General features: G+C 72.3%; 9 protein-coding genes and 1 riboswitch. Of the genes, 6 read left to right on the top strand and 3 right to left on the bottom strand.

Going from position 1 to position 12904, the window contains the following annotated elements; genetic code table 11:
* Nucleotides 1-124: 124 nt before the first annotated feature.
* Nucleotides 125-1066: a sucrase ferredoxin gene (locus tag V7E45_RS15820; RefSeq protein ID WP_333774799.1), complete on the bottom strand. Its 942-nt coding sequence runs from the start codon at nt 1064-1066 to the stop codon at nt 125-127.
* A 99-nt stretch (nt 1067-1165) separates the two neighbouring features.
* The gene (locus V7E45_RS15815; protein WP_333774798.1) at nt 1166-2422 is read right to left on the bottom strand and encodes a citrate synthase; all 1257 of its coding nucleotides are present in this window, start codon (nt 2420-2422) and stop codon (nt 1166-1168) included.
* A gap of 113 nt (nt 2423-2535) precedes the next feature.
* Here V7E45_RS15815 and V7E45_RS15810 point away from each other — a divergent pair, with 113 nt between their 5' ends.
* Entirely contained in the window at nt 2536-3702 is a 1167-nt protein-coding gene (locus V7E45_RS15810) for a citrate synthase/methylcitrate synthase (RefSeq protein WP_333774797.1), read from the top strand.
* 100 nt (nt 3703-3802) lie between these two features.
* Entirely contained in the window at nt 3803-4855 is a 1053-nt protein-coding gene (locus tag V7E45_RS15805; protein ID WP_333774796.1) for a CobW family GTP-binding protein, read from the top strand.
* Between the two features lie 62 nt (nt 4856-4917).
* Here V7E45_RS15805 and V7E45_RS15800 read toward each other — a convergent pair whose 3' ends face one another.
* On the bottom strand, nt 4918-7377 hold the full coding sequence (locus V7E45_RS15800; protein ID WP_333774795.1) for a DNA gyrase/topoisomerase IV subunit A: 2460 nt from the start codon (nt 7375-7377) through the stop codon (nt 4918-4920).
* A 361-nt stretch (nt 7378-7738) separates the two neighbouring features.
* On the opposite strand from V7E45_RS15800, the gene V7E45_RS15795 reads away from it, so the two are divergent.
* The 4 genes from V7E45_RS15795 (at nt 7739) to V7E45_RS15780 (ending at nt 12721) form a co-directional block, all read left to right on the top strand.
* A complete protein-coding gene (locus V7E45_RS15795) occupies nt 7739-9133 on the top strand; it encodes a M16 family metallopeptidase (protein WP_333774794.1) in 1395 nt (464 codons plus the stop codon).
* Nucleotides 9130-10518 (top strand): M16 family metallopeptidase, encoded by a 1389-nt coding sequence (locus V7E45_RS15790; protein ID WP_333774793.1) that lies wholly within the window; start codon nt 9130-9132, stop codon nt 10516-10518. The genes V7E45_RS15795 and V7E45_RS15790 overlap by 4 nt, the downstream gene beginning before the upstream one ends.
* 330 nt (nt 10519-10848) lie before the next feature.
* A riboswitch (cyclic di-AMP (ydaO/yuaA leader) is annotated at nt 10849-11011 on the top strand.
* 13 nt (nt 11012-11024) lie between these two features.
* Complete coding sequence (locus V7E45_RS15785) at nt 11025-11780, top strand: M23 family metallopeptidase (RefSeq protein WP_333774792.1); 756 nt, start codon at nt 11025-11027, stop codon at nt 11778-11780.
* A 245-nt stretch (nt 11781-12025) separates the two neighbouring features.
* Nucleotides 12026-12721: a GntR family transcriptional regulator gene (locus tag V7E45_RS15780; protein WP_333774791.1), complete on the top strand. Its 696-nt coding sequence runs from the start codon at nt 12026-12028 to the stop codon at nt 12719-12721.
* Nucleotides 12722-12904 lie beyond the last annotated feature (183 nt).

The following is a 12904-nucleotide window of genomic DNA, read 5'->3' as shown; positions in this document are numbered from 1 at the left end:
GGGGGCTCATGCCCCCGACGTTACGTGGGCGGACGGCGGCCGCCGTAGGGGGTGTGGCACGGATCTCTCGACTCGCACCCGCCCCCCCGGCCCTCCGGAGACCGGGGGCCGGTAGCAGGGCGGCTCAGCTCGCCATCGCCGTCGTGCGCAGCTCGCGCACCGCCACCACGTCCATCCGGGCCGGCGTCCCGAGCACCGCCGCGCCGCAGCTCTCCTGCCGCGGCGGCAGGGACGCCCCCTGGGCCACCGTCACGCGCCAGCGGCGGCCGTCGGCGTGCGCGACGGTGACCTCCCAGCGGTGCGTCCGGTCCTCGGTCCGTACGACGCGCAGCGCGCCCGCCCGGTCCTCGCCCGTCACCGAGCGCACGGCCAGCTCGGCCGCCTGGCCGGGCCGTTCCCAGGCCGAGCAGCCGCGGCACGCCTCGGTGACCACCCGCCCCTCCTGGACGCCGAGCAGGGCCTCCCGGACGGTGTCCGCCTCCACGCGGCCGTACGTGTAGCCGTACGGCAGGACGAGCACGGTGGGCGAGAAGCGATGACCACCCAGATGGGTGACTTCCCAGACGCCGCGCACGCCGGTCGCGCTCAGTTCGGTGGCCAGGGGGCGGCCCAGCAGGGCGCAACAGCGGTCCCGCTTGCCGTTGGTGCAGACGAGGGCGAGTGGGTCGCCCGTGTGCGGCCGGCCACCGAGGGCCGCGCCGAAGGAGCGGTGGTCTCCGGCGCCGAGAGCGGCGAGGTCCAGGTCCAGCAGACGGTGCGGGTCGCGGACGGTGGCGCTGTGCAGCCACGTGTTTCCGGGAACGGTGTGGGCCGCGTACACCTGCCGGGGCCCGGGGGTGCCGGAGTCTGCGTGCCGGCCGGGGCGCCGGACGAGCGCGACCCGCACACCGGTTCCCTCGGCGGCCGCCTCCAGGGCGCGGCCCAGCGCGGGGTCGAGGTGGCTCGAAGTGAGCGCCTTGGCACCCCACGGGCCCGGCTGTTCCAGCAGCAGCCACGTCGTCGCCGTGGCAGCCGTGCCGGAAACGGGCTCGTCGAGGCTCCGGGAGACGGTCGCACACCTACTCACAGAGGTGAGCCTAACCTGACTCTGCGCAGGGTGACTTCCGGCCGCCCGTGTCCTACGGCCCGTCGCTCGGATCTCGCGGTCCGGTCCGAACGGAAGATCCTAGCCAGGAAGGGGCTGCGGCGGCCGTGGGCCGACGTAGTGGCCGCGGGGGCGCATCCGCAGCGGACGTTCGCCGTACTCCTCCAGGGCGTGGGCGATCCAGCCGGCGGTCCGGGCGACGGCGAAGATGGTCTCGCCGGCCGTGGCGGGCATGCCGCTGGAGACGGTGAACACGGCAAGGGCCAGGTCGACGTTGGCGTGCAGTGGGGCGTGGCGTGCGGTCGTCGCCACGATGTCGCGTGCCGCGAGCAGCGCGGGCTCCGCGCCGGGGACCTGCTCCAGGAGGGCGAACAGCACCCGTGCGCGCGGGTCTTCGCCGGTGTAGAGCCGGTGGCCGAGTCCGGGGACGCGGCGCCCGGCGCGCAGTTCGTCCGCGATCACCGGGACGGCGGTGCCCTGGTCGAGGACGTCGAGGAGCAGCCGGTGGGCGAGGCCGCTGGCGGCACCGTGCAGCGGGCCCTCCAGGACCCCGAGCCCGGCCGAGACGGCCGCGTAGGCGTGCGCGCGCGCCGAGGCGGCGACCCGGACGGCCAGCGTGGAGGCGGCGAGGTCGTGGTCGATGAGCAACGCCAGGGCGGTGTCCAGGACGCGCAGCGACTCCTCGTCGGCGGGGCGGCCGGTCAGCCGGGTCCACAGGCGGTGGGCCAGCGGGCCGTCGTCCTTCGGGGCGTACTGCACCGGCGGCAGCGCGGCGACCAGCGTCGGGATGAGGACGCGCGCGGTGCCGAGCACCGCCTGCTCGGAGAGGTCGAAGCGCAGGGGGTCCTCGGCGGCCGCCGCGATGGCGGCCACGCGCAGCCGGTCGGTGGGGGAGGTGTGCTCGGGCAGGGCGTTCACGGCGTGGCGGGCGACGGCGACGGTGTCCTCGGGCGCGGTGAACGTGATGCCGGGGATGAGGCGGTCCGTCCACAGCCACTCCGCGACCTCCTCGTAGGAGTGGCGGGTGGCCAGTTCCGTGGCGTCCACCCCGCGGAAGTAGTACCGGTCGTCGTCGATCAGCGTGACGCGGGTGCGGACCGACAGGTCGGCGCCGGAGCCCGGACTTCCCGCGGCCTCCCGCCGGTTGCGCCGGGCGAGGGCCTCGACTTCTTTGGCGTCGAAGGTGCTGGCGCGGCTGCCGGGTTCCCGTCGGCTGCCGAGCAGACCACGGCTCACGTAGGCGTACACCGTCTCCGGCTTCACGCCGAGCGCCTCGGCGGTCTCCTTGGTGGTCAGCCGTCGCCCGGGGCGGCCGGCGTCGGGGTCGGGATCGCGCATGGGGGTCACGGTAGCGGCCTCCGAACATGTTGATGGATAGACATTGATTCAATCAATATTGACAGAGATCTCGTCAAGCATGGACAGTCGGATCAAGTCCAGGGAGGAGAACCATGACCATCAACAGGACCGCGACCCCGCTCGTCGAGGTACCGCGAGGACTCGCCGGCGTCGTCGTCACCGAGACCGAGATCGGTGACGTCAGAGGGCGCGAGGGCTTCTACCACTACCGCCAGTACTCGGCGGTGGAACTCGCCCGGACCCGCCGCTTCGAGGACGTGTGGCACCTCCTCGTCCACGGCACGCTGCCGGACCCCGAGCGTGGCGCCGCCTTCGCCGCCCAGACCGCCGCGCTGCGCCGGCTGCCCGCCGGGGTCCGCGCGGCCCTGCCCGCCATAGCCGCCGCCGGCCGCACCCGCGGCCCGCTGGCAGGTCTGCGCACGGCACTGTCGCTGCTGGGCGCCGAACGCGGGTTCCGGCCCGTGTACGACCTCGACGCCGATCGGCGCCGCGCCGACACCGTGGCCGCCTGCGCGGCCGTACCCACCCTGCTCACCGCCCTGTACCGGCTCGGCCAGGGCCTCGACCCGATCGAGCCGCGCGAGGACCTCTCGTACGCGGCCGACTACCTGCACATGCTGACCGGTTCGGAGCCCGACCCGCGCCATGTCCGCGCGGTCGAGCAGTACCTGATCTCCACCATTGACCACGGATTCAACGCGTCGACCTTCACAGCTCGGGTCATCGCCTCCACCGGCGCCGACGTGGCGGCGTGCCTGACCGGCGCCGTGGGGGCGCTCTCGGGCCCCCTGCACGGCGGAGCCCCCAGCCGGGCCCTGGACACCCTGGACGCGATCGGCACCCCGGACCGGATCGACGCGTGGATCCGGGAGCGTGTGCTCGCAGGTGACCGGATCATGGGATTCGGGCATGCCGTCTACCGCACCGAGGACCCCCGCTCGCGGATGCTCCGGGAGACGGCCCTCGACTTCGGCGGCCCCCGCGTCCGGTTCGCCGTGGAGGTGGAGCGCCGGGTGGAGGCCATCCTCGCCGAGCTGAAGCCGGGCCGCGAACTCCACACCAACGTCGAGTTCTACGCCGGAGTCGTCATGGAACTGTGCGGCCTGCCCCGGGAGATGTTCACCCCCACGTTCGCGGCGGCACGGGTCGTGGGCTGGAGCGCCAACATCCTGGAACAGGCGGCCGACTCGAAGATCATCCGCCCGGTGGCGCGCTACGTGGGGCCCGAGCCACAGGTGGCGGTCCCGGCCGCGCTCTGAACCGCGCGGGGCGGCGGCGAAGCCCTCTTATCCTGGTCCGGCAGCCGGTCCACAAGAGGCCACCGGGGTCCACCGGAGCCCACAGGAGAGAGGTCACCCGTTGGGGAACAGCAGCGGTCCGCAGATCCCGGTCGTCGTGCTCGCCGGATTCCTGGGCTCGGGGAAGACCACGCTCCTCAACCACCTGCTGCACCGCAGCGGAGGCAGCCGTATCGGGGCGATCGTCAACGACTTCGGCGCCATCGAGATCGACGCGATGGCCGTCGCGGGAGCGCTCGGCGACTCGACCGTCTCGCTCGGCAACGGCTGCCTGTGCTGCGCCGTCGACGCGAGCGAACTCGACGTGTACCTGGACCGGCTCGCCGCGCCCGGCGCCGGCATCGACGTCATCGTCATCGAGGCCAGCGGGCTCGCCGAGCCGCAGGAACTGGTCCGCATGGTGCTCGCCAGCGAGCATCCCGGCATCGTCTACGGCGGTCTCGTCGAGGTCGTCGACGCGGCGGAGTTCGACGGCACACGGGCCGAACACCCCGAGATCGACCGGCACCTCGCCCTCGCCGACCTGGTGGTCGTCAACAAGACCGACCGGGTGCCTGACCCCGGCCGCGTCCTCGGCCTCGTCCGGTCGCTCACCGACCGCGCCGCCGTCGTCCCCGCGGCCTACGGCCGCATCGATCCCGGGTTCCTCTTCGACCGCAGGCCGAACGCGGAGCGCGTCGGACAGCTGTCCTTCGACGACCTGCACGGCGACGACCACGGCACCCATCCGCACACGGCGTACGACAGCCTGTCCTTCGTCTCCGACGTGCCGATGGAGCCGCGCCGGCTCATGCGCTTCCTGGACAGCCGCCCCGAGGGGCTGTACCGCGTCAAGGGATACGTCGACTTCGGGCCGTACGACACCGCCAACCGGTACGCCGTGCACGTCGTCGGGCGCTTCCTGCGCTTCTACCCCGAGCCCTGGGCGCCGGCCGACGACCGCCGCACCCAGCTCGTGCTGATCGGCCGCGGCATCGACACCGGCACCCTCGACCAGGAACTCCAGGCGTGCCGCGACGACGCCCCGCACGCAGACGAGCGCGGCATGTGGGGCGTCCTGCGCTACGTGCAGGGCTCCGAGGAGGAGCCCGACACCGCGGCCTGCGAGGCCTAGGGACTGTTGCGAAGTGGTCCTCTGCCGCGCTCCGGGCGACGGGGCCACTTTCTCAACACGCCCTAGAACACCGGCCCCGCCACCACCCCCACCGTCTTCGGCAGCGAGGTGCCGGAGCCGTCACGGCGCGGGTCCACCTCCGGCAGTTCCGCCGGGGTGCCGTTCTTCTGCGCCGCCCGGGCCGGGACGGGACCCGCCCAGGCCAGCGACAGGCAGTCCTCGCCCTTCAGGAACCGCTGGCAACGCACGCCGCCGGTGGCCCGGCCCTTGCGCGGGTACTGGTCGAACGGCGTCAGCTTGGCCGTCGTCTGCACGGAGTCGTCCAGCGTGCCGCGGGAGCCCGCCACCGTGAAGACCACCGCGTCGGCCGCCGGGTCGACGGCCGTGAACGTGATGACCTTGGCGCCCTCGGTGAGCTTGATGCCCGCCATGCCGCCCGCCGGGCGGCCCTGCGGACGCACGATCGAGGCCTGGAAGCGCAGCAGTTGCGCGTCGTCCGTGACGAACACCAGGTCCTCCTCGCCGGTGCGCAGCTCCACGCCGCCGACGATCCGGTCACCGTCCTTCAGCGTGATGACCTCCAACTCGTCCTTGTTGGACGGGTAGTCGGGCACCACACGCTTGACGACACCCTGCTCGGTGCCCAGCGCCAGACCGGGGGACGACTCGTCCAGCGTGGTCAGGCAGACCACCGTCTCGTCGTCCTCCAGCGACACGAACTCCGTGATCGGCGCACCTCCGGAGAGGTTCGGCGGGCCCGCGGCGGCCGCCAGCTGCGGCAGGTCGACCACGTTGATCCGCAGCAGACGACCGGCCGAGGTCACCACGCCGATCTCACCCCGTGCGGTGGCCGGCACCGCCGAGACGATCACGTCGTGCTTCACCCGCTTGGCGCGGGCGTCCTTCGGGAACGGCTCGTTGTCCGCCGTACGGGCCAGCAGGCCGGTGGAGGAGAACAGCACCCGGCAGGGGTCGTCGGCGACCTGGAGCGGCACCGCGGCCACGGGGGAGCCCGCGGACTCCAGCAGGACCGTGCGCCGGTCGGTGCCGAACTTCTTGGCCACCGAGGCCAGTTCGGCCGAGACCAGCTTGCGCAGCTCCGCGTCCGAGTCCAGGATCCGGGTCAGCTCCTCGATCTCGGCGGTGAGCTTCTCCTTCTCCGCCTCCAGCTCGATGCGGTCGAACTTGGTGAGCCGGCGCAGCGGCGTGTCGAGGATGTACTGCGTCTGGACCTCGCTCAGCGAGAACCGCTCCATCAGGCGCTGCTTTGCCTGCGCGGAGTTCTCGCTGGAGCGGATCAGCCGGATGACCTCGTCGATGTCGACCAGGGCGGTCAGCAGGCCCTCGACCAGGTGCAGCCGGTCGCGGCGCTTGCCGCGGCGGTACTCGCTGCGGCGCCGCACGACCTCGAAGCGGTGGTCGAGGTAGACCTCCAGCAGCTCCTTCAGGCCCAGGGTGAGCGGCTGGCCGTCCACCAGGGCCACGTTGTTGATGCCGAAGGACTCCTCCATCGGGGTCAGCTTGTACAGCTGCTCCAGGATCGCCTCCGGCACGAAGCCGTTCTTGATCTCGATGACCAGGCGCAGCCCGTGCTCACGGTCGGTGAGGTCCTTGACGTCCGCGATGCCCTGGATCTTCTTGGCGTTGACCAGGTCCTTGATCTTGGCGATCACCTTCTCCGGGCCGACCGTGAAGGGCAGCTCGGTGACGACCAGGCCCTTGCGGCGGGCGGTGACCGTGTCGATCGCGACCGTCGCGCGCATCTTGAAGGTGCCGCGGCCCGTCGCGTACGCGTCCCGCACGCCGTCCATGCCGACGATCCGCCCGCCCGTGGGCAGGTCGGGGCCCGGGACGTGCTTCATCAGCGCGTCCAGGTCCGCGTTCGGGGACCTGATCAGGTGGCGGGCGGCCGCGATGACCTCGCGCAGGTTGTGCGGCGGCATGTTCGTCGCCATGCCGACCGCGATGCCGGAGGAGCCGTTGACCAGCAGGTTCGGGAAGGCGGCGGGCAGTGCCACCGGCTCCTGCTCCTGGCCGTCGTAGTTGGGTGCGAAGTCGACCGTGTCCTCTTCGATGGACTCGGTCATCAGGCTCGTCGCCTCGGCCATCCGGCACTCGGTGTACCGCATGGCGGCGGGCGGGTCGTCGTTGCCCAGCGAGCCGAAGTTGCCGTGGCCGTCGACCAGCGGGACACGCATCGAGAACGGCTGGGCCATGCGGACCAGGGCGTCGTAGATCGACGCGTCGCCGTGGGGGTGCAGCTTGCCCATGACCTCGCCCACGACACGGGCGCACTTCACGTAGCCGCGCTCGGGGCGCAGGCCCATCTCGTTCATCTGGTAGACGATCCGGCGGTGCACCGGCTTCAGGCCGTCACGGGCGTCCGGCAGGGCGCGCGAGTAGATGACCGAGTACGCGTACTCGAGGTAGGAGCCACGCATCTCGTCCACGACGTCGATGTCGAGGATCCGCTCCTCGTACGCATCGTCGGGCGGCGGGGTCTTCGTGCTGCGGCGGGCCATCGCTGCCTGGCTCCTTCTGATCTTGTCGCTCGCCTACGGGGGCGACGCGCCCCTCCGACTCGCTCTTGCTGAAGCTCGCTGTTTCTGAAGCGTCTGACGGATCTGACGCCGACCATTGTGGACCGACGCACTGACAAGCCGTGCCGCGACCCGGTGTCCGCGCACCGGGCCCGGCTCCGCCGGGCCTCCCGGTCGGGTGCCGGGGGGTTCCCGGGCGGCGGTCCGACGCAGGCTACGCGATCCGCTGTGGGCGTACGTCCCGCGGGAACTTCGCCGAGGCCCCGCACGCTTTGCATACAGTGGCAGGAACGGCAGGAAGACCGCGGTTTCGACGACCGCCTCCGCTCGCGAAGGGACGTACATGCCCATGGGTCACACGACCACGGCCGAGGCAGGCTCCGGGGGCCTGACAGCGACCGAGCACCGGCTGGCCAACGGTCTGCGCGTGGTGCTTTCCGAGGACCACCTGACCCCGGTGGCGGCGGTCTGCCTCTGGTACGACGTCGGCTCCCGCCACGAAGTCAAGGGGCGTACCGGCCTGGCTCACCTCTTCGAGCACCTGATGTTCCAGGGGTCGGCGCAGGTCCAGGGCAACGGCCACTTCGAGCTGGTGCAGGGCGCCGGCGGCTCGCTGAACGGCACCACCAGCTTCGAGCGCACCAACTACTTCGAGACGATGCCCGCCCACCAGCTGGAGCTCGCCCTCTGGCTGGAGGCCGACCGTATGGGCTCCCTGCTCGCCGCCCTGGACGACGAGTCCATGGAGAACCAGCGGGACGTCGTCAAGAACGAGCGCCGCCAGCGCTACGACAACGTGCCCTACGGCACCGCCTTCGAGAAGCTGACCGCCCTCGCCTACCCGGAGGGCCACCCCTACCACCACACGCCGATCGGCTCGATGGCGGACCTGGACGCGGCCACCCTGGAGGACGCGCGCCGGTTCTTCCGCACCTACTACGCGCCCAACAACGCGGTGCTCTCGGTGGTCGGCGACATCGACCCGCAGCAGACCCTGGCCTGGGTGGAGAAGTACTTCGGGTCCGTCGCCTCCCACGACGGCAAGCCCGAGCCCCGCGACGGCTCCCTGCCGCAGATCATCGGGGAGCAGCTGCGCGAGGTCGTCGTCGAGGAGGTCCCGGCGCGCGCCCTGATGGCCGCCTACCGGCTCCCGCACGACGGCACCCGCGACGCGGACGCCGCCGACGTGGCCCTGACCATCCTGGGCGGCGGCGAGTCCTCCCGCCTGTACAACCGGCTCGTGCGCCGGGACCGTACGGCCGTCGCGGCCGGCTTCGGCCTGCTGCGCCTTGCGGGCGCGCCCTCGCTCGGCTGGCTGGACGTGAAGACCTCCGGTGATGTCGAGGTGCCGGTGATCGAGACCGCGATCGACGAGGAGCTGGCCCGCTTCGCCGAGGAGGGCCCCACGCCCGAGGAGATGGAGCGCGCCCAGGCCCAGCTGGAGCGCGAGTGGCTGGACCGGCTCGGCACCGTGGCCGGCCGCGCCGACGAACTGTGCCGCTACGCGGTCCTGTTCGGTGACCCGCAGCTCGCCCTCACCGCCGTCAAGCGTGTCCTGGAGGTGACCCCCGAGGAGGTCCAGGAGGTCGCCAAGGCCCGCCTGCGGCCCGACAACCGCGCGGTGCTCGTCTACGAGCCGAAGTCCCCGGAGGCCGTCGAGGACGCCGACGTCCCCGAGGACCCAGAAGCGGAGGCCACCGTGGAGGCCGGAAACGACAACGAGGAGACGGCCAAGTGACCGAGCTCGCCACCATGGACTTCCACCCCCAGCCGCAGCCGGGCGAGGCCAGGCCGTGGGCGTTCCCGGCCCCCGAGCGCGCCACGCTGGACAACGGCCTGACGGTCCTGCGCTGCCACCGCCCGGGCCAGCAGGTCATCGCCGTCGAGGTGCTGCTCGACGCGCCCCTGGACGCCGAGCCGAGCGGCCTGGACGGCGTCGCCACGATCATGGCGCGGGCCTTCTCGGAGGGCACCGACCAGCACTCGGCCGAGGAGTTCGCCGCCGAGCTGGAGCGGGCCGGCGCCACGCTGGACGCGCACGCCGACCACCCCGGCGTCCGCATCAGCCTGGAGGTCCCGGCCTCCCGCCTGGCCAAGGGCCTCGGCCTGCTCGCCGACGCCCTGCGCGCGCCCGCCTTCGCCGAGAGCGAGATCGAGCGGCTGGTCCGCAACCGCCTGGACGAGATCCCGCACGAGCTGGCCAACCCCTCCCGCCGGGCCGCGAAGGAGCTGTCCCGGCAGCTGTTCCCGGCGGCCTCGCGCATGTCGCGCCCGCGCCAGGGCACGGAGGACACGGTCGAGAAGATCGACGCGGCGGCCGTACGCGCCTTCTACGACCGGCACGTACGCCCCGCCACGGCGACCGTGGTCGTGGTCGGTGACCTCACCGGCACCGACCTCGACGAGCTGCTCACCGACACCCTCGGCGCCTGGTCCGGCACTCCCGGGCAGCCGCGGCCCGTGCCGCCGGTGACCGCCGACGACACCGGCCGCGTCGTCATCGTCGACCGGCCCGGCGCCGTCCAGACGCAGCTGCTGATCGGCCGCATCGGCCCCGACCGGCACGACCGAGTGTGGGCCGCCCAGGTGCTCGGCACGTACTGCCTCGGCGGCACCCTCACCTCACGCCTGGACCGCGTCCTGCGCGAGGAGAAGGGCTACACCTATGGCGTGCGCTCCTTCGGGCAGGTCCTGCGGTCCACGCCGGAGGGCACCGGTGCCGCCATGCTCGCCATCAGCGGCTCGGTGGACACCCCGAACACCGGGCCCGCGCTGGACGACCTGTGGAAGGTGCTGCGCACCCTCGCGGCGGAGGGACTGACCGACGCCGAGCGCGATGTCGCCGTGCAGAACCTCGTCGGCGTGGCGCCGCTGAAGTACGAGACGGCGGCGGCCGTCGCGAGCACGCTCGCGGACCAGGTGGAGCAGCACCTGCCGGACGACTTCCAGGCGACGCTGTATCAGCAGCTCGCCGCCACCGGCACCGTTGAGGCCACGGCCGCGGTCATCAACGCCTTCCCGGTCGACCGCCTGGTGACCGTGCTCGTCGGTGACGCGGCCGAGATCAAGGCGCCGGTCGAGGCGCTCGGGATCGGCGAAGTCACCGTCGTGACGGCCGAGTAGCGCGGAGCGGCGGGCGAAGCCGCGCCACGCGCGCGTGGGGCCCTGACGACCGACAGGTCGTCAGGGCCCTTCTGCGAGGCCCGCCACGCCCTGCCGACGCCCTGCCGACGCCCCGCGAGGCGATGCGACGCCCTGCGACGTGCTGCACAGTCCGGTGAACCCCTCCGAACGCCCGTGAACCCCCGGCCGTGATGTCCGAATTGGGGCAGAGGTGGCCCGTCTGACCTGTGGGATGCGCTACAAAAACCCGGATTCGTTTGGGAATCGAAAGTCGCCCGCCGTAGCTTCTTCCGGGCTGTCCGTCAGGCAGTGCGCCGCGCCCGCGGCACCGGACAGTCATCGCCGAATCCCCCCACGGCGCGAGCCAGGGGAGCCGGGGACCCAACGCAGTCCCTGGGGTGAATCGGACGCCCGCGCGTGAGCGAGGGGGTCCGTAGGAGACCTTCCTGCTCCGAACCCGTCAGCTAACCCGGTAGGCGAGAAGGAAGGAAAGGACCAGCCACTTCATGGCGTTCATGTGCGCCTCCGGGAAGCACCGCAGGCCCGGCAGGGTCAAGCGCACCACGGCTCAGGCGGCCGGCATCGCCGCCCTCACCACCACCGGTGTCATCGGCACCCTCGCGGCCGGCCCGGCGTCGGCCGCGGAGAGCCCCGTCGAGCACACCGGTCTCACCCCGGTGATCACCGTGAGCGACGACGTCGCCGCGCAGATCGACGAGCAGGCCGCCGCGCAGAAGCAGGCGGCCGACCAGAAGGCGGCCGAGGAGGCCGCGGCCAAGGCGGCCGCCGAGCGTGCCGCCAAGGAGCGCGCGGCCAAGGCACGCGCCGCCCGCGAGGCCGAGCGCAAGCGCCTGAACGCCTTCGTCATCCCGATCACCGGCTCGTACGTCTCCACGGGGTACCAGGCCAGCAGCTCGCTGTGGTCCTCCGGCTCCCACACCGGCATCGACTTCCACGCGGCCAGCGGCACGTCCGTCCACGCGGTCGGCTCCGGCACGGTCGTCTCCACCGGCTGGGGCGGCGCGTACGGCAACCAGATCGTGATCCGGATGGCCGACGGCATGTACACCCAGTACGGCCACCTGTCGTCCATCGGCGTCACCGCCGGCCAGAAGGTCGTCCCGGGCCAGCAGATCGGCCTGTCCGGCGCGACCGGCAACGTCACCGGGCCGCACCTGCACTTCGAGGCCCGCACGACCCCCGAGTACGGCTCGGACGTCGACCCGATCGCCTACCTGCGCAAGCACGGCGTGAACGTCTGACGCCTCCCGCGCGCGGCGTCCGGCAGGACGCCGCCCCGCCCGGCGGAGTCCCGCCGCACGGCATGGTGAAAGCCCCGGCTCGCGCGCCGGGGCTTTCGCCGTTTTCCCGCCGCCCGCCGCATCCGCTGCCCAAAAAATATCCATGAAATCCGGCCCGCCGTCGGAAATTCCGGCTCATTGCAATAGAGTCACGGAAACGCGCGTCCATCGTCGGCGTGTCACGGGGATTGAGGCGGAGGTCGGTCATGCGTATTCCGGCGCACTCGGTGTGCACGGCGATCCGGGACGACATCGTGGCCGGTGTCCACGAACGCGGCAGCCGCCTCACCGAAGAAGTTCTCGCCCGCCGCTACGGCGTCTCGCGCGTCCCCGTCCGCGAGGCCCTGCGCACCCTGGAGGCGGAGGGCTTCGTGGTGACCCGCCGGCACGCCGGCGCCTGTGTGGCCGAGCCGACCGAGCACGAGGCCGCCGACCTGCTGGAGATGCGCCTGCTGCTGGAGCCGCTCGGCGCGGCCCGAGCCGCCCAGCGGCGCACCGAGGCCCACCTGAAGGTGCTGCGGGGCCTGGTCCGGCTGGGCCAGGAGCGGGCCAGGCGGGGCACCAGCGAGGACCTGCGCTCGCTCGGCGGATGGTTCCACGAGACGCTCGCCCAGGCCGTGGGCAGCCACGCGCTGACCGCGACGCTGACCCAGCTGCGGCACAAGATCGCCTGGATGTACGCGATCGAGGCGTCGCCCAGCCCGGAGGAGTCCTGGGCCGAGCACGGCGCCATCGTGGACGCGGTGGCCCGGGGCGACGGCGAGCGCGCGCGGGCGGTCATGGCCCTGCACACCGAACGCGCGACGCGTGCGCACCGGCTGCGGCTCACCCCGGGCGCCCCCCGCGCGGAGCGCGTGAGGAACTCGCAACATGCCGTAAACATGCCGAGCCTGCGGTATTAACACGAGCACCGTATACAAAGAAGGAGATATTCGGCGAGTGGTATCGGCGTCACTCTTTTCATGGCGCGCCGTGAATTCGCCACTGCTCTCCATGCCGCTGCACTCTTCGTGGCGCGCGGCAATTCGACAAACGCGAAAGCCGCGTCGCCCGCACGGGACGACGCGGCTTCCGTCGAATACGGC

This window comes from Streptomyces sp. IBSBF 3136, from assembly GCF_036815105.1.
Lineage (GTDB): Bacteria > Actinomycetota > Actinomycetes > Streptomycetales > Streptomycetaceae > Streptomyces.
The sequence above is the reverse complement of the archived record's forward strand: the minus strand, read 5'-3'. Positions and strand labels throughout refer to the sequence as shown.

Excerpts from the sequence above, each read along its gene's own strand:
- V7E45_RS15800 (WP_333774795.1), bottom strand. The coding sequence starts at position 7,377 with ATGGCCCGCCGCAGCACGAAGACCCCGCCGCCCGACGATGCGTACGAG.
- V7E45_RS15810 (WP_333774797.1), top strand. The coding sequence starts at position 2,536 with ATGACCATCAACAGGACCGCGACCCCGCTCGTCGAGGTACCGCGAGGA.
- V7E45_RS15780 (WP_333774791.1), top strand. The coding sequence starts at position 12,026 with ATGCGTATTCCGGCGCACTCGGTGTGCACGGCGATCCGGGACGACATC.
- V7E45_RS15815 (WP_333774798.1), bottom strand. The coding sequence starts at position 2,422 with ATGCGCGATCCCGACCCCGACGCCGGCCGCCCCGGGCGACGGCTGACC.
- V7E45_RS15785 (WP_333774792.1), top strand. The coding sequence starts at position 11,025 with ATGGCGTTCATGTGCGCCTCCGGGAAGCACCGCAGGCCCGGCAGGGTC.
- V7E45_RS15795 (WP_333774794.1), top strand. The coding sequence starts at position 7,739 with ATGCCCATGGGTCACACGACCACGGCCGAGGCAGGCTCCGGGGGCCTG.